The organism is Dyadobacter beijingensis DSM 21582 (genome assembly GCF_000382205.1).
GTDB classification, from domain to species: domain Bacteria; phylum Bacteroidota; class Bacteroidia; order Cytophagales; family Spirosomataceae; genus Dyadobacter; species Dyadobacter beijingensis.
In genome coordinates this window covers 475,418-490,906 of the sequence record NZ_KB907791.1, presented here as the reverse complement: position 1 = coordinate 490,906, position 15,489 = coordinate 475,418, and the positions used below count along the sequence as shown (strand labels likewise).

The following is a 15,489-nucleotide window of genomic DNA, read 5'->3' as shown; positions in this document are numbered from 1 at the left end:
CATTCCTGAAAGATCACTTCAACACAAGCGATTTCGACATCAGCCGCATCGATTTCGCTTTCATCGCAGACTACGAATTTTATCTGCGCTCGGTTCGTAAGATGGGTAATAATGCCGTTGTGAAGCACATGAAGATGTTTCGGAAGATCATTAACATTTGCCTTGGGAATGGCTGGATGAATCTTGATCCGTATCTGAATTTCAAAGGCAAGTTTAAAAAGGTTGATAAAGCGATTCTTACCAGGGCTGAGCTGGACTTAATGGCAAGCAAGGAGTTCGCCAGTGATAGGCTCGCACAGGTGCGGGATACTTTTCTTTTTTGTTGTTTCACCGGCTTGGCTTACTCGGACATTCATAAACTCCAACAAAGCCAGATAGCCCGAGGGATCGATGGTGAGCAGTGGATTTTCAGCCAGAGGACGAAAACGAATGTCAAATCACATATTCCGCTATTGCCAGAAGCGCTTCAAATTATTGACAGATACAAAGATCATCCACTCTGCGCATCTCGTGGCCTCGTACTGCCAGTGCCGAGCAATCAGAAAATGAACGACTACCTGAAAGAGATTGCCGTGCTCTGCGGGATCGATAAAGTTCTAACCTCACACGTAGCCAGGCATACGTTCGCGACAACTGTGACGCTGCAAAATGGCGTTCCGATTGAAAGTGTCTCTAAAATGCTTGGGCATACGAACATCCGGACGACGCAGATTTATGCGAAGATCTTGGATACCAAGGTTAGTGAGGATATGCAGGCTTTGAAAGGGCGGCTTTCCAGCCGTTCTGGCACAGAAGGTTAGCGCTGCACCTTCTCTCTCACGACCCCTCCTATTTGTGAGAGGGGATCGCGAGAGAGCAGGTGAAAACAGGGAAGAAAATTATGGAAAAAATATCAATTCAACCTCTAGCATCTGGCCATTTTTTCAGCAATAAGAACCCTTTTCAAATGGCGTCTCATGTTTACCAGATTTAACCAAAGGAACTGTATTGCCCTCCGTCTGTTGAAATTGAACAAGCCAGTTATACTTTTTATCTCCAATAAATAAATCGCCTACGCTTACTTCAATCAGAGATTTTATCACGATTGGTTTGCAGTCGTACACGACCTGCTTTGATGTTGGATAGTCGCCATGCACGAGAATCACCCAGTAGTTGCAATTGTTATCCAGTCTATCGATTTCGGCACTAATATCCTCCCGACTAATATTCCGGATTACAGTTGGAGACTTGAACTGCTCTGACCAGTTGGAAAAACGAGAGTTCAAATCGCATTTAATTATGAAACAACTCTCCAAGGTTTTGAGAATCTCGGGCCAATCTGTGAAATGCCTAATGAAATCGGCCTGGGCAAACTGAATTCCAATACGGTCAATTTTTTCTTGCCAATACATTGCGCATAAATTCGATTCAGCGTGAATATAAGCATTTACTGTATCCCTCGGCAGCAACCCTAATTCGCCGCCGTCGTCAGATGATAAATCTTGAACAACTGCATGAAGTTGTGCCACAACCAGACGGATTTAAAAAACTGATGATTATCACTTTTCCTTTTTCCGATCACCAGCCAAATTGGGATTGCTTAAACATTGATTGCCTTTTAACCGCAATCGGCCAGATGTCAGTTTGTGTTACAAACTAATCTGGCCCGACCAAACGCTCCGGAGTCGCTGGCGGGAGAGTTTATAAAAATTCCAAGATAAACACATGAGCAGCGAAAAATAAATTTACGATTTGAATGATATTGCAATGATCTCAGATCGACCTGACTCTCACATCAGAGATACCCAGCCATTAAGAAATCTGCGGCAGGTGAAACCAGCGAACCGCATAGTTAAATTCCATATTTGAAATTAATCTTTCGGGAAATTAGCGGAATATGGCTATTTTACTTGCGTCGAGCATGTGGCTTACGGATGGAATATTAGAAAAAGAATGAGGATAGCCACGAAAATCATTAGGCTGTGATGCAATATGAGCTAGCTTCGCTTTAAATTCTTCTAGGTTTTCGATCTCGAAAATCTTTTTTACTTTTTCAAAATTCTTTTTAGAGGCTAGCTTACTTAGGTACGGGATAACACTCCTTTCGTCTCTGTAAATGTAAGTCTGGGGAAACCAATAAGAGTCCTTGAATTGAGTGATAAATGAACAAAGCAAATCGGCTTCTGTTACTATCAGTTTTGTGTAGCCGGTTGGAATGCGCTTCACAAGTAGGTCTGCTTGTGGGCTATAAAATGACTTGCCATTTTGCTTGTTATAGTAATCGTCGAATGCTTTGACGCGATAGTCGAAGACTAAATAGTACGGCTCGCCCAATTGGTCGACACCGTATCGACGTTTGACAAAATATCTCGAATTAAATATTTGGTCCAGCAATCCGTGACTTTCATTTTGCATTGAGATTCCAACTGTGTAAAGGAAGAACTCGTTGGCTATAAATTGGAAATGAGCAAAATCCCTTTCTCGCCAACCTCCCAACGAGGAGTCTGCTTCCGTCAACGAGTGGAGGTTCTCAAGAAAGCCTGTCAAAATGTCCATATCAAAGCTTTCTGAATTCTTGGTGAGTTTGTTCAGGAACGCTATATATTCGTCTCGGAGTGGAGTAGACTTTTGAATCGCCTCTAATATTTCTTCTCCCGTTTTCTCTGGGTCTGTTCCAGAAAATCTCACTTCTATTGATCTCAGACTTTCAATTAAAGCCTCTAAAAATTCACTGGAGAAGGAATTTAATCGCCCCGGGTTTTTATCGATGATTCCCTGTAAGCCCCTTAACATACTTGTAATTTTGTAAGTTAGCGGGGTATCCTCGAAAATATGTTTGGGAGGGCTGCCCAGTTTTGGCCGGGCATGTGCTGGACGATCATAAATGTTTCGCAGAAGTTTTTCAAAGCTTTCCTCGAACTGATCGTCAGATGACATATCAATATAGATCCTGCTCTTCAAATAATGGGGTAAATATGGTTGGTTGTTCTCGTCGAGCTCTGTAGCTATTGGGATAAACTTTTCCTGTTTCGCATTTTCATATACGTTTGAACTGATAATAGTGGTTTCAGTACCAACACCACCCTTCCTTCCGTCCGCCTTTTCTGCGTATTTACGGTCACAGATCATTAGCACTCGGTCAATATCATCGGCGTGTACCATTTGCTCCATAAAAACATACTTGTCGTTCCCTTCTTTGAGATCCCATTTGTCCAGAACAACATGGACGCCGCCGCCTTCTCCATTCAACCGATGCGCGAGCATTAACACCCAATCCTCATGCTGCTGACCAGACCATGAATAAGATATAAAAACTTTTTTTCTTGCCGGTTCTTGTTCCATTTATTGTACTTTGTCTGAGGAGAATAGTAGCGATATTTGAGAAAAACAAAACATTGTTTTTCAACGCTTGTCACCCTTCCAATTTACGAACTTTCATCCAGTTTGAGAGTAGCTTGGAAATTTCGAAGTCACCAGGTTGCCTCTCACTCGCAATTGGCCAGATGTACAATTGGCGGACAATTGAATCTGGCCGCCCAATCGCTCCTAAGTCGCTGGCCGAAGAGTTTTATAAATTTCCTATCTTTGAACCAATTGCAAGCCAGTCACTGAAAGTTGGTGAGCGAAAAGGTGAGTAAAAGATTTGACAGGATACAAACAGTTGATAAGCAATTTGTTATCACAAAAAGTATGATCCCAGCGGGATCACTTAAAGCGCCTCAAAAGGCGCTTTTTTCGTTTAAAAACGTCATTTTTTCACTGTTTTCGAAGATAAGCATATCATTCTGATTCAATCCAGATCAAAGCATTCGGTAACCTATTCGGTAACCTGCTTTGCTTACTAAATTAGGTTACCGAATGGAGATGTTTGACAGAGGCGATTTTGACCAAGGTTTCTCAAACATCAATGTTTTTCTAACCTTAAACTGTGAGAATGATGAATTTCAAACAGAACCTGACTGTACTCTTCTGGCTGTACAGACAAAAAGCGAAAGCAGACGGCAAAGCTCCTATTTATGCCAGAATCACAATCGACGGTAAGTACACCGAAATCTCAACAGGCAAGAAAGTAAACCCGGCATCCTGGGACTTGGATGCTAAACAGGTTACTGGCTCAGGACAGGAAGTAAAACTGGCCAACCAGAAACTGGCCCAACTGCAAACTGATGTCGAACGGATTTTCAACGGTCTTCAAACCCAGTTTCCTGAGGTCACCCCTGCGATGGTCAAGAATGTTTACCTGGGCAAACCTGCGGTCGAACAGCCTAAGCTGGCTAAACCGGCTGCAAAAAACGAGCAAACCGTGCTGGAAGTCTTTGACGAGTTCATTGCAAAGTTTGAGAAGCGCGTGGAAAAAGAGAATGCTTCGTTTGAGACGTTGAAGCATTGGCGCAGCACTAAAAAGAAGGTAGCTGCATTTATCAAATACCACTTCGATCGCGAAGACATTCACTTTTCCTCTCTTCCGGACACCTTTGCCGAAGACCTCTATGACTACCTGACGCTACACGTCGCCAAGCCGCTGGCAGAGGTTACTGCACGCAAAGAGGTGAAATGGGTGCGCCAAATCGCCAAAATTGGCGTGAAAAAGAAGTACATCCCGACCAACCCCATGGAAGGCTTCAAGTGCTCTGGCGGCGATGTGGAGGTAATCCCTCTAGAATTTTGGCAGGTCGAGAAAATCCAGCAAAAGCAATTTAGCGTTGACCGGATTTCTGAGGTTAGGGATGCATTCATTTTTCAATGTTTCACCGGCTTTGCCTATCAGGACATTTACGACCTCAGTCCGGAAAACGTCGTTCTGGTCGGGCCTAAGAAAGAACGCTGGCTTGTCAAGCACAGAGGTAAAACAGAGGTCGGCGAAATGGTGCCCATTCTGCCAATCGTCGACGAGCTGATATCCAAATACCAAGATCATCCTTACTGTCTTGCCAATCGCAAGTTAATCCCCGTAAACAGTAACTACCGCTACAACGTGTATTTGAAGGATATTGCTCAGCTATGTGAAATCCGGGATGTTACTGGAAACATCAGAAGGCTCGATACACACGATGCACGGCATTTCTTCGCAGACATGATGCTTAATAATGGTGTGCCTCTGGAAGATGTAAGTAAGATGCTTGGACATAGAAGTATTAGAACAACGATGCGTTACTGCCGAGTGAGAAAGTCCAGGATTAGCGCGAATGTTGCACTAGTAATGAACAAGTTGTTTACCAAGGCAGGTAAGCTCCGGCAAGCCTCGTAACCGTCAGTAGCGTTCTCGTGCGTTCAGGCCTACAACCCCTGCCACAGCGGCGGGACGTCCATGAACTAAGGTAAACTCTAAAAATTGCCGATCACTTACACGTGACATAATTTGCTCTTAATTCATAAATCACTTCGTTAAAAGTAGACTCGACGGTTTGTGCGGTCCAATGTCGCCAAAGTCAGGAACAAGCTGTTCCCGAAGTCTGGTTTGCTAAGACTTGCGTCATAAGACGTAGAGAATTGTTTCTCGGTTCGACTCGGGTTCAGGGTACGGGAGCCCTTCAGCGCAAGCTGAGGGGCTTTTTTTGTTAAAATTCCTAAAGAAATTACAATCCAGTCGTGTTTCGTTTCATACATGTGCAACACCGCGGTTTCGTTCAGTTTCTTTGCAATTTTCGTCCACAACAACCAGTACCATGAACAACATAGACGGATATACACTCTAGTTTGTATTTGGCGAAAAGATTAGACCAGACGTCACTATCTAATAACCTCCAATCAATGCCTGTGTTAAGATAAAATCTATTATTAACTGAATAAAGTTCACATTACTGACAATGCGTATATTAGCCTAACAAACTGATATATAAACACATGAAACATTTTTTACTCCTAACTTTATTTTCTCTCTTCCTAAATAGTTGCGCCGAAAATAAGCCGACAACACTTAATCCTTCTTCTGACTCCTTATCGGCCTCAAGAAATGTTCCGATCGATTCTGCTAAATGCATCGAATGTGTCCGCGGGCCATTAAAAACGGATATCGATAGCCTTAAAATGCTAGTTAAGACTATTCACAACAACACTTTGCCGCCGCATATGTTAAAGGATTTTATCCAAAGCAAAATCCTGGAGGAAATTTACAATTGGGTCTTCCATAGAAGTGCTGCAAACCAAATATTAGTCTTCCTAGTCGCAATTTTTGGTATGTTTGCGAGTCTCGTTATGATTGTCAAATTGTTTTATGATGACCCCGCTCAATTACCTTTGTCAAATGTGCCAGGTATAAAGCGAAGTCGAAAACGGCTATTAAACTTTTCTGGCTTCATACTGTTTTTTATAGTCTCTGCCTTCTTGTTTGTTTCAACGAATCGCAGTCATTCCGCCGCCTCCACTTCAAAAACCGCCGGAAAAACACTTCAATTCATAACTGGTCAGGATAGTACCTACCTTAGTGACGAAAATATAAAACATCAATTAAATCACCTATCCGCCCAGATTGACTCAACTCAAAAGTTAATTAGAACAGTCGATGTAGAGGCAGCAATAAAGAGCAATGAGCGTCTTCAATCGATGTATTTAATTCTCATGATATCTACGGCAGTTTGGATGATATTCTTTTATATAAAAAGTTTTTGGAATCGGGGTCGAAATATTAGGTAATTTAAAAATTGAGAGATTATTGCTCCCCAAGACTCAACTCTTTTAGCGTCGGCCCATCCCGCTCAATTGCCGCTTGCTCATACTCGAACTTGCGGTCGTCATTAATCCACTCGCTGTATTGCAGGACGGAGAAGAGCGCTTTTGGGAAATTTCGCCAGATTGACGGGCGGCCACCCACGCGCTTAGAGCCGCGCCGGTGAAGTTCGGCGGGAAGAAGTCACGGTTCAATTCGACGGAATATCGCCTTGGATCCCTTGCCAGTCGGCGGCAAAACGCAGGGCTTTCTTGATCTGATGCTCAATTACGCCACAGGTTGCCGACAGCACGCTGCTTTCGCCGCTACGTTTAATCTCGTGCGTTTGGGCTGCCTCAGCACTGTTTTTCTCAGGGGAAAGCATTCTGGCACCGAGGGAAGCCATTTGCTTTTCCTTACGGTCGAGCAGCTTCTCTAATGTCGCGAACCCATCAGCGCCAACGTGGACGAATCCGACCTTGCTCTCAGCATTTTCTAGAATCCAAGCTGTCCAGGTTCCGAGTGCCAGCTTCGGCCCCACCGATTGGCCTTGATCGTTGTAATCCATGCTCAGGCCGGTAATGTATGGTGTAGGAAGACCAGACACATGAGCGCCGTTCTCAAGGTCAGCGCTGTTTTGATAGTGGGAAATGTTCACATCAACCAGTGAATCAATCGGCGGGGCAATGATTTTGATAGTTGGTTTACGAGCGGATACCGGATAAAAAGGGATTTCTGCGAAGGACGATCCACCCTTCTGAGGGACAATAGTCTGATCTACATACCATTCTGCCGTTTCCTTTTTACTGGTCCCTTCCCCGCTTTTCTGACGCCATACGAGCTGGGTGTATACGCCCTTGTCGAATGTTAGTTGACGGATCTGCTGCTCTTGCTCGCCCTCGTTGTTTTTGAAGTGTTCACTCAGCCAGAGGTTGACCAGTCGGTAGGCGTTGTTCACACGGGCCATTTCCCAATTGAGAATGCTCTCCGCCTTGTAAAAAGCGAGGTATGGGCGTATTTGGAGAGCATCAGCCTGGGCGACCGTAATGTTATCCTGAGAAACTGGCATATCGACCATTGATCCCGCCACGGCCAACGCAAAGCGTTTCATACAGGCTGGTTTCGGCAAAACCTGTCAGGGTTTCGTCGGAGAGGGCGATATTGTCGAGCCACGGCTTCATCTCGTCAGGGACTTTGACTGTCATCGTCTTACGGAACACCAAACCTGACATCGCGTCCACAGTTCGACCAGTCGCATTGTAATAGAGTGCTCGCCCTTCGTAAGTATTGTAAGCATCGTCCGCCTGCTCATCAAGCTTTGGAAGTGTAAAGCTCTCCGCCCTTTTGGATGGCTCGTTACCCCGCCACTGCATCCCGACAGCGCTTCCATATTTCTGAAAACTCGATGTATTCGGGATGTTTCTGGTCTGGATTCATGGATGGCTCCTTGTTTCGATAAGGATACCACACAAATCGGTTTTTTGACAATAATGTGTTTACTCATCAATTCTTTCCCAGTAAATCAGCTGGGCTTGAGTTCTTAATAGCAGCAAATACCAGTCCGACCAAAACTTTCGTCGACGAAGAACTCCAATCTCTTCGGGGGAATCTAAAAATGCCTTTTTTGAATGAGCATCCGCTAAAACTTTAAATTCTTCTCTTAATTGGTCCCATTCTCGTGCAATGGGATCATTATCCTTCTTTTTCAGCTTCCCGCTGTCTTCAAGTTCAGAAAATAAAGTTGCTAACCTTCGATCCTTGTATTCTGGAAAGATGTTCCATTTATCCCTTGATGTCATAATCAGCCCATCCGCACCAAGGAACAAAGAGTCAATTGATAGAAAAATTGTTTTTACATTAATCGGTTTTTTATAGTCAAAATTTCTGTATTCTTCTTCATCGATGTTTTCACTTCCTGCTGCGCTTGCAACTTTGGCTTCCTTACTGAGATATGACAGTTCCACACCCAATTTATACACCCGGTACTTCATTTCCCCAATTAGCCTACGCGATGCTTCTTCTTCTTTTATTTCTAAATTTTTCCTTTCCTCGTATTTTGAATAACCGCCAACAATTAAACCAATGACTACGGTAGACATTAACCAAAGGCCAAAATTACTATTCAAAAAGATCCAAAGCTTGCCATTCTTTGAGACATCCTTTTTCGTTTCAAAGGAGTGACGCGCTTCAAATCTGTACAACTCCTCTTCGAATATTTTTCTTTTTTCTTCTTCGGACATTCCTGTTGGGTTTGAATGTTAACGAGATTAAAGATATAAACTTTTCCTATTGGCCACTTAGCTTGGCCAGTGACATCGTGCGTTTGATGATTGGGAACAGTTTGGTGATGAAATAGCCACCACCATCATTCGGGTGGTCAAATCCGGCTTTCTTGTCCGGCTCTCCCTTCTCATCCCACACCTGACGTTCAAGTGACTGGGTGTACTTTGGGCATTTACGAGTGTTAATAAGGTATCGGCGCTCGCCATAAGTATTGCATAGCATTGCATTCATGCCGTTCACTCGGTCTTTAACTGTCGGGTTCGAAGCATCCACCATAACCTTGTAACCTGCCTTTTTGAGAAGAGCAATGTCGGTTTCGCTTGCATTAGTACTCTTTCGGTTATCCCCGGATGCATCGGGATATACGGTAATGTCGTGATCGGGATAGCGTTCATCGATCTTCTGGATCATCGCCGGGGTGTCGAAAACGTCAATGAACTCATCCAACGCACGCGGGAGCTGGTTTCGAATTGTGTGAACAATGCCTGCCATTTTCCCGACGTTGAAATCCATACCGATGTGCAGGGGTTCTCGTTGTACCGGCTTAGAGGATTGGCGCTTCCGACACGCTCTCATCCGGTTTCAGGTTGTAATCTTCACCAACATCAGGTGTTGTCGGTGGCGCGCTACTCTCGGGCTTCTCTCTCCAATTATCAGGATCACCGTTCTTCAACCAGAAAATGCAAGCCTTCGTGTCACGTGGGTAAACCTTAATAACAGGTGTCAGGGTTATCTTTCCTTGATAATTGCTGATATGTACGTCTTTGTGCTTGTATCCGATGGCTCGATGATACAGCTTGTGGGCGACATTGGCATTCGCAAGCTCCTTACCACTTTTTAAGGACTCCGAAAATTCCGGGTAATCTAGTTTCCACCTATTGAGCGTACTTTCAGCAACCTCAAAAAAATCAGATAGTTGCTTATCAGTAGCACCAAGGAGGCAAAGCTTCCTCGCTTGTTTGCAGTATTCCGGCTTCCAAGAACTTGGACGCCCCAAACTATACCTCTGGATCGGTTTAATTATTATCTTTGTTCCATAGTTATGTCATTTAGATGGCCCCAAAGCAAGTTATCGACACAGCATCTGACCTGGGCACCATTGTCCAGTCGATTGGATATGCGCGTGACTTTGTTAGATGGTTCTACGGTCATGTCAAAGCCGAAAGCTTGGCTATGCAATTACACCTCGATGCTTACAGGCTGGCTTTAAAAAAAATGTCCTACTTTCTTCTCTCCTATTGATTTCAGAAGAATCTTCTGTTGTAGGGCAATCGTTTAAGTGAATTGGAGTTCTTAAATGGTACTTAAACAGCACTTAAACGCGCACAGCTCAAATTCGGATGAATTAACTTGCTACCACCCAAAGAATATTCTGATTTGGACAAGCTGTGCAATTGATAACAAAGTGAACGTATATTGAATTACCGTTTAAACTAGCGACACTAGACAGCGGCCCATCCACGGTTCAGATAATGATCCCGGGGTTAATATCGTACATGGCGAACGGATAAATAAACCATGTATAGCAGTAAAGCTTGACCGTGATCGCCGCCAGAATGGCTGACAGCAGGAAGTGTTTGAAATTCCCCTTCACCAGGAAATACAGCGGCCCGAACATCAGGCACAGGAGGAGTGAGAATGGTGTGGTGGCTGTCGCAACGTAACCGTTGGACGGGTTCTTGAACTTATCAATGTACTTACTCACGTTGCGCCCCTTGGGTTAAACGGTTGGAGCCTTGCTCTGATGGTTTATTATACGTCTTTTGATGCTGTTGGTCAAATGCTTAGTTTTGCACCCAAATACAATTGAATAAACCCTCAAAAATTAATGGATTTCACTTGGTCAGATCTGCTAAAAATGATTCCCTCCCTGATAGGTGGAGGAGCAGCTGGAGCATTTATTAATAACTATTTCATAGGTAAAAGGAATAAGATACAGCCTGTTGGGAAGAGGGTAACTGCATCTTATGTCGATCTTCCGACAATTATGCCTGATTACAGCGCCTCTATAACACTATCTAAAAACGATGGCGGCACTGATCAGAATTATAGCTTCAAAAAAATGGCTATCGTTCAGGTAGAACTTCGAAACAGTGGAATGAACGATATCCCAGTGTTTGAGATTGGTGTCGATTTACCAGAGAAAACAATGGCGATTGGGTTTCAGCATCAATCGCCAGACCGATATCATAGCGTAAGCATTGAAAATCAGGTTACGATTGCATCACCAGCTAATCGTTTAGATTTCAAATTACAACCATTTAACAGAGATGACTTCTACGAATTAACTATTGTCACTTATACGGATGACGAAGATATAGAGGCTCAGGTTATTTTGAGTAAAAAGCTTTCGGTTAAGTTTGTTGATATATTCTATGGCGTTTTCGATGACAAGCTGGCTAAACATTTGCATAAAAAATCCAAGGGACTCGACATTGGTGCGCCGTAACAATTCGAATCTCACAACAGTTTATAGGTTTTAAGAACTATGAATGGTGAGCAGCAACAACTAGAGTGATCATTTGGGCGGCCCTCACCGTTATTGAGCTCCATCCTTCTTGGCCTTGTGCCCGTCTAGTGCTTTGTTGTTCTGGTCGATCTGATCGTTGATTTCAGACCATGGACGTTTTTCGTGATACATCGCCGCTAACAACGAATTCGTGTCTTCTAACGCCTTGACCAGATCGCTGTCGTTCTGTGCTGCTGGAACCAGATCAGAGCGGCGCTGGTACTCAACGGTAGTGCTTCCTTCGTGACTGCACCAAAGGCCGTGAGCAACTTCTATTTCTTCATTCACGATTATCTGCGATTTGATAGTAGTAGCATAAATCACATCCGGCATATCGTTTGTTTCGTTGGTCATTCCGCACACTCCGCAATCAGTTGCTTTGTCGTGTCTTTGGATTCCTGCGCCAATGTCCGTAAGCGCGAAAATACGCGTAAAGCTTTACGAATTATTTGTCTGTTAGCCTCGTTGCCAGCCTTTGTGTAGTGTTTTGGTGCATTTGGACATGTATCTATTCATCTAAGCGCATCTTTGAATGGGTCGGTCATTAGTATCTCCTTTTCCCATTACCTATCACCACATGATACGCCCGTCAACACATTTTTTACAGTTTCGTGATATTATTTTCAGATAACCAAGGAGAATGAAATGTAAGTAGATACCAAAACAGCCATGCACATACTGTACAATCAAAAGTTAATGAGAATGGAATTAGTGCGGGTTGAGCTTGAAGCACGCCGGGATGCTGCTGAATTCTCACACGTACGTAAAACATATGAAGCAATCAATTTCACTTTTAGATGCCCATGTCGCCCAACTTCAAGAAGCTCTGACGCGAAAGCGTATCGCTTAAATTAGATATGGATGAAAAAAAAGTTTATAAAAGTCAAAATTTTTTTTTGACTCACTGAAAATTGACTAACTTATCGATAAATAACGCATTTCAGCACAATGAAGCCAATGTCCTTCCCAGATTGGATGTCTTTGCTAGCCAATACAATAGCGGTTATCACCGCAGTTTGTGGGGCTATAAAGGTCTTTATTAAGCTGAATACCCCTCCAAATGGAGAAATTGTCATGGTTGCGGAAACCTGCGTAAAAAAAAATGGGTACCCCGGAACAAAAATCAATAGATAGCCGTTAAAGGGGGTTAACTACTTCTCAAACTAACTAGTCAACTACCTATTGACCATTCGGGCGACCAGTGCATTTTCGGAAGCCGCGTCCTTCTAGCATTGTCGCTATTACTTGCTATCTCGCCGCCAAGTTGAAAGGTACAGTTGGAACCGAAGGGGTCGGACAGGAAGCTGAACTCGAACCAGCACAAGGTATATATCCCCTGCAAGTTAACCTCGGGTAATTACTCCCTCGTTCCTTGCCTCACCATAAATGTGCGCTCTATCCAATTGAGCTATTACCTGTCCAAAAGTGCGGCGAATCGCGGGCTTTGAATCGCCTCCTCGGCCCCACATCAAGAAAGGTTTCCGGTCTTTTGTCGCTGGCCGGAAAGCGCTGGGTATTTTTGAAAGAAGGCGGGTACCCCTTACTCTCGGTCAGACTTGCACTGTATCAAATTCTCCTGTAACTGTCAATTGATATTTAGCAGTCAACTTCCTATATTTCAATCCCAAACCCGACCTCATGATAGAAGAACAACGTAAACAAGCCTACCCGGAGATGGAGCGCCGGATGGCTATGTCCCATACAGAAGTTGAAATACCTGTTAAACAAGCCCTTGATCGGTCTGCAATGCAGACGAGAATCGAACAGGTATACCAAGAAAAGGAAGTACCGCAGCCAGTGCTTCCTAAAACCATCCCAGTAGTCGAGAAACCGAAACCAGTTGTAGAACTGCCGAAACTGCCAGTATTGCCCGTGACAGTCGAAGCTTCCGTTGTGCCGCCTGTAATCGAACAAACAGTCGCCTATTCTCCCCCAGTAAGAAACGCTCCACCTCTTAAGAAACCAATTTCTCAAGCCGAGAAGCCTCTTGAGCCATATCTTCAACCGAAGAAGCGGAAAAACCTTTTGGCTTGGGGCTATGGTCTTGCAATCCTGATTGTGATTGTGGAAGTGATTTACTTTCTCCTGTCATAAGCGCTCTCCACGGAAGATAATTTCAAAGGCTTCATCAATTACGCCGAGACAAAAATTCGAGAAGCTGCCGACCAGTGGCGGGTAGTTCCGGGTAAGACGTACATGTATGTGGATGGGAAGAAGGTGACGAACTGGCGGGAAGTTGGCCGACGGTAGAAGATTGGTCTGAGCGTTTTCTTTATAGTATCCCTTCTAACAGTGCTTTATCATACCACAAAATAATTACCGAAAGTATGAGCCAAAACGACATTATCAGAAAAGCTGTAAAAAATGCTGGCATTGCTGATCCTAATCCAGAATGGGGCAAAGAAAGAATAGAGGCTATCGAAGATACAAACGGCAAAACGTACAAAGTGAAGTTGGTGTGCCGCCCTTGGAACAAGGAGGATGCCCGTCGCTATGATACTTGGTCATTTGTCGAAATTATAGAATGAGTTAAACGGCTCGTATTCTTGCGCCTTGAACGTGTAATCATTAAATACCTCTCCCTCAAAAATCTCTATCGTTATGGCTGAAAGCAATTCTTCGGCTGGCAAGTGGGTCATCAGGATACTGCTCGTCATCATTTTCGTCCAACTATTAAAATATTGCGGCGATAAACCCGAGCCTGTCAAGTCCACCGCCTCACAGTCATCACCAACATCGCCCGAAAGCAGTAGTAAGGTGTATCGCTTCACTCTGACGGAATGCCTCGGTAAGGACTTGGTGAAGCCAGCGACTTTTACCGTTGATCCGACGTCCACCAATTGGGAACTCGACTTTAACAACGGTACATCCCTCACATACACCATAATATCTGGCAATCAGTACGATCCGATGTGTGGCCTAAAAGCAAAGGACAGCTACGGCGACCGCTGTGAGATCTGCATAAAAAAGGAAGACGATGAAACTGTTGTAACATTTGATTACTCCGGCAAGAAACTGGTTTATAGGGGTTCATACATGAATTGACTTTCGAAACCGTCGGAGTAATTCACGCCAGTTCCATGGTCGCCAGTCATCCTCGTAAAGGTTTGACTTACCAATGTTGCAGTACTGACACAGGATTTGCAGGTTGGTTATATCCAATTCCAATCTCGAAAACTTCGACCTGGGCTTGATATGATCGACGTGCATTTTCGCTCTCGGTGGCGTTAAGCCGCAGCACATACATTTCGGGCCGTACGTTCTCAGCGCCCTATATCGAAGTTTATACCATGCGTCTGATTTATGGAAATTGTCTTTCAGGGCTATCTCCTGAGTTCAGTTAATACTCCGCTTTCCGCTATTATCCTGATACCAGAACAATAGACGGTTCCCTCTCGGGGCTAACTTCCTCCGTGTACACCCAGACTAGACATTAAGACCATATTTTAGCTGACTACAAAAAGGTCATCGGTGCCTCAATCCGCCTGATCCAACTGTTTGAGCACTGCTCGATCCGTTGGCGATAACATCAGTTTAGCCGTCTGGATGCGTCCATAGCCTAAGCGGGCATTTGAACGGGGCGGAAATCTCATCATCTGGCGTCCGGCTGCTTAATTCCTTTGCCATCGAAGTAAAGACCCCCACGGATAGACGGTTTTCAGTAGACGGAACCGACAACGCTGAGTGACACAACAAACTAAATGGGGGTGTTGACAAAATTGGTGATCGGCACTATTATACCTTTATCACCTAACTGCTGCCGGAAAACTGCAGTTAGTCGCCTCGAGACTGTCACAACAAACCGGGGCTTTTTTCTTATAATACACAAACCTTCCTTGGACGCAAGAATTTACATTATCAATATTGAAACTTCTATCCAGCCAAGAACAGGGGATTCCATAGGCTCATCAAACAGCTTTTCAGAAAAAGGATTGTACTTATACCACTTTTCGTCCGCCTCATTATAGTAAGCCACGTATGGGAAAACTCTTTTTCCGTTTGCCACATAAAACTCTGACGATACCAAATAGGTGCCGCTAACTTCTGGGTTTCTTCCTGTTATCCAATCCAT

17 protein-coding genes are annotated in these 15,489 nt (G+C 44.1%); 7 read left to right on the top strand and 10 right to left on the bottom strand.

What is annotated here, in order from left to right:
- On the top strand, nucleotides 1-800 hold an 800-nt coding region (locus tag H144_RS0128375; protein WP_019945514.1), incomplete at its 5' end, for a site-specific integrase.
- 123 nt (nucleotides 801-923) lie between these two features.
- Here the strand turns inward: H144_RS0128375 and H144_RS0128370 are convergent.
- Both H144_RS0128370 and H144_RS0128365 read right to left on the bottom strand, forming a co-directional pair.
- Nucleotides 924-1,508: a hypothetical protein gene (locus H144_RS0128370; protein ID WP_157505214.1), complete on the bottom strand. Its 585-nt coding sequence runs from the start codon at nucleotides 1,506-1,508 to the stop codon at nucleotides 924-926.
- Between the two features lie 358 nt (nucleotides 1,509-1,866).
- A complete protein-coding gene (locus H144_RS0128365; RefSeq protein ID WP_019945512.1) occupies nucleotides 1,867-3,321 on the bottom strand; it encodes a toll/interleukin-1 receptor domain-containing protein in 1,455 nt (484 codons plus the stop codon).
- Between the two features lie 592 nt (nucleotides 3,322-3,913).
- Between H144_RS0128365 and H144_RS0128360 the strand changes: the two genes are divergently transcribed.
- On the top strand, nucleotides 3,914-5,227 hold the full coding sequence (locus H144_RS0128360) for a site-specific integrase (RefSeq protein ID WP_019945511.1): 1,314 nt from the start codon (nucleotides 3,914-3,916) through the stop codon (nucleotides 5,225-5,227).
- 596 nt (nucleotides 5,228-5,823) lie between these two features.
- Complete coding sequence (locus H144_RS0128355; protein ID WP_157505213.1) at nucleotides 5,824-6,612, top strand: hypothetical protein; 789 nt, start codon at nucleotides 5,824-5,826, stop codon at nucleotides 6,610-6,612.
- Between the two features lie 224 nt (nucleotides 6,613-6,836).
- On the opposite strand, the gene H144_RS0128350 is transcribed toward H144_RS0128355, so the two are convergent.
- The 5 genes from H144_RS0128350 to H144_RS34100 form a co-directional block, all read right to left on the bottom strand.
- A complete protein-coding gene (locus H144_RS0128350) occupies nucleotides 6,837-7,736 on the bottom strand; it encodes a DUF4055 domain-containing protein (RefSeq protein WP_084600039.1) in 900 nt (299 codons plus the stop codon).
- A 385-nt stretch (nucleotides 7,737-8,121) separates the two neighbouring features.
- Entirely contained in the window at nucleotides 8,122-8,865 is a 744-nt protein-coding gene (locus H144_RS0128340; RefSeq protein WP_019945507.1) for a hypothetical protein, read from the bottom strand.
- Between the two features lie 46 nt (nucleotides 8,866-8,911).
- Nucleotides 8,912-9,421 (bottom strand): phage terminase large subunit family protein, encoded by a 510-nt coding sequence (locus H144_RS32725; protein WP_019945506.1) that lies wholly within the window; start codon nucleotides 9,419-9,421, stop codon nucleotides 8,912-8,914.
- Nucleotides 9,422-9,452: 31 nt separating this feature from the next.
- A complete protein-coding gene (locus tag H144_RS32720) occupies nucleotides 9,453-9,905 on the bottom strand; it encodes a hypothetical protein (RefSeq protein WP_019945505.1) in 453 nt (150 codons plus the stop codon).
- A 468-nt stretch (nucleotides 9,906-10,373) separates the two neighbouring features.
- Complete coding sequence (locus H144_RS34100; protein WP_211220715.1) at nucleotides 10,374-10,613, bottom strand: hypothetical protein; 240 nt, start codon at nucleotides 10,611-10,613, stop codon at nucleotides 10,374-10,376.
- A gap of 123 nt (nucleotides 10,614-10,736) precedes the next feature.
- Between H144_RS34100 and H144_RS0128315 the strand changes: the two genes are divergently transcribed.
- Complete coding sequence (locus H144_RS0128315; protein ID WP_019945502.1) at nucleotides 10,737-11,357, top strand: hypothetical protein; 621 nt, start codon at nucleotides 10,737-10,739, stop codon at nucleotides 11,355-11,357.
- 90 nt (nucleotides 11,358-11,447) lie between these two features.
- On the opposite strand, the gene H144_RS0128310 is transcribed toward H144_RS0128315, so the two are convergent.
- Entirely contained in the window at nucleotides 11,448-11,771 is a 324-nt protein-coding gene (locus H144_RS0128310) for a hypothetical protein (RefSeq protein ID WP_019945501.1), read from the bottom strand.
- A 1,284-nt stretch (nucleotides 11,772-13,055) separates the two neighbouring features.
- Between H144_RS0128310 and H144_RS0128300 the strand changes: the two genes are divergently transcribed.
- The 3 genes from H144_RS0128300 (at nucleotide 13,056) to H144_RS0128290 (ending at nucleotide 14,462) form a co-directional block, all read left to right on the top strand.
- Entirely contained in the window at nucleotides 13,056-13,511 is a 456-nt protein-coding gene (locus H144_RS0128300; RefSeq protein WP_019945499.1) for a hypothetical protein, read from the top strand.
- A 233-nt stretch (nucleotides 13,512-13,744) separates the two neighbouring features.
- Entirely contained in the window at nucleotides 13,745-13,945 is a 201-nt protein-coding gene (locus tag H144_RS0128295) for a hypothetical protein (RefSeq protein ID WP_019945498.1), read from the top strand.
- 73 nt (nucleotides 13,946-14,018) lie between these two features.
- Nucleotides 14,019-14,462, top strand: coding sequence for a hypothetical protein (locus tag H144_RS0128290; RefSeq protein WP_019945497.1), 444 nt, complete (start codon nucleotides 14,019-14,021; stop codon nucleotides 14,460-14,462).
- Here H144_RS0128290 and H144_RS35190 read toward each other — a convergent pair.
- Nucleotides 14,448-14,660, bottom strand: coding sequence for an HNH endonuclease (locus tag H144_RS35190; RefSeq protein ID WP_084600038.1), 213 nt, complete (start codon nucleotides 14,658-14,660; stop codon nucleotides 14,448-14,450). The two genes, H144_RS0128290 and H144_RS35190, sit on opposite strands and share 15 nt — an antisense overlap.
- A gap of 607 nt (nucleotides 14,661-15,267) precedes the next feature.
- The gene (locus H144_RS0128285) at nucleotides 15,268-15,489 is read right to left on the bottom strand and encodes a hypothetical protein (protein ID WP_157505211.1); all 222 of its coding nucleotides are present in this window, start codon (nucleotides 15,487-15,489) and stop codon (nucleotides 15,268-15,270) included.

Bases quoted from the DNA above. Each gene is read 5' to 3' on its own strand.
- H144_RS0128350 (WP_084600039.1), bottom strand. From the start codon at position 7,736: ATGAAACGCTTTGCGTTGGCCGTGGCGGGATCAATGGTCGATATGCCA.
- H144_RS0128360 (WP_019945511.1), top strand. From the start codon at position 3,914: ATGATGAATTTCAAACAGAACCTGACTGTACTCTTCTGGCTGTACAGA.
- H144_RS0128310 (WP_019945501.1), bottom strand. From the start codon at position 11,771: ATGACCAACGAAACAAACGATATGCCGGATGTGATTTATGCTACTACT.
- H144_RS0128285 (WP_157505211.1), bottom strand. From the start codon at position 15,489: ATGGATTGGATAACAGGAAGAAACCCAGAAGTTAGCGGCACCTATTTG.
- H144_RS0128295 (WP_019945498.1), top strand. From the start codon at position 13,745: ATGAGCCAAAACGACATTATCAGAAAAGCTGTAAAAAATGCTGGCATT.
- H144_RS0128355 (WP_157505213.1), top strand. From the start codon at position 5,824: ATGAAACATTTTTTACTCCTAACTTTATTTTCTCTCTTCCTAAATAGT.
- H144_RS0128290 (WP_019945497.1), top strand. From the start codon at position 14,019: ATGGCTGAAAGCAATTCTTCGGCTGGCAAGTGGGTCATCAGGATACTG.
- H144_RS0128315 (WP_019945502.1), top strand. From the start codon at position 10,737: ATGGATTTCACTTGGTCAGATCTGCTAAAAATGATTCCCTCCCTGATA.
- H144_RS32725 (WP_019945506.1), bottom strand. From the start codon at position 9,421: ATGGATTTCAACGTCGGGAAAATGGCAGGCATTGTTCACACAATTCGA.
- H144_RS0128300 (WP_019945499.1), top strand. From the start codon at position 13,056: ATGATAGAAGAACAACGTAAACAAGCCTACCCGGAGATGGAGCGCCGG.
- H144_RS0128340 (WP_019945507.1), bottom strand. From the start codon at position 8,865: ATGTCCGAAGAAGAAAAAAGAAAAATATTCGAAGAGGAGTTGTACAGA.
- H144_RS35190 (WP_084600038.1), bottom strand. From the start codon at position 14,660: ATGTGCTGCGGCTTAACGCCACCGAGAGCGAAAATGCACGTCGATCAT.
- H144_RS0128365 (WP_019945512.1), bottom strand. From the start codon at position 3,321: ATGGAACAAGAACCGGCAAGAAAAAAAGTTTTTATATCTTATTCATGG.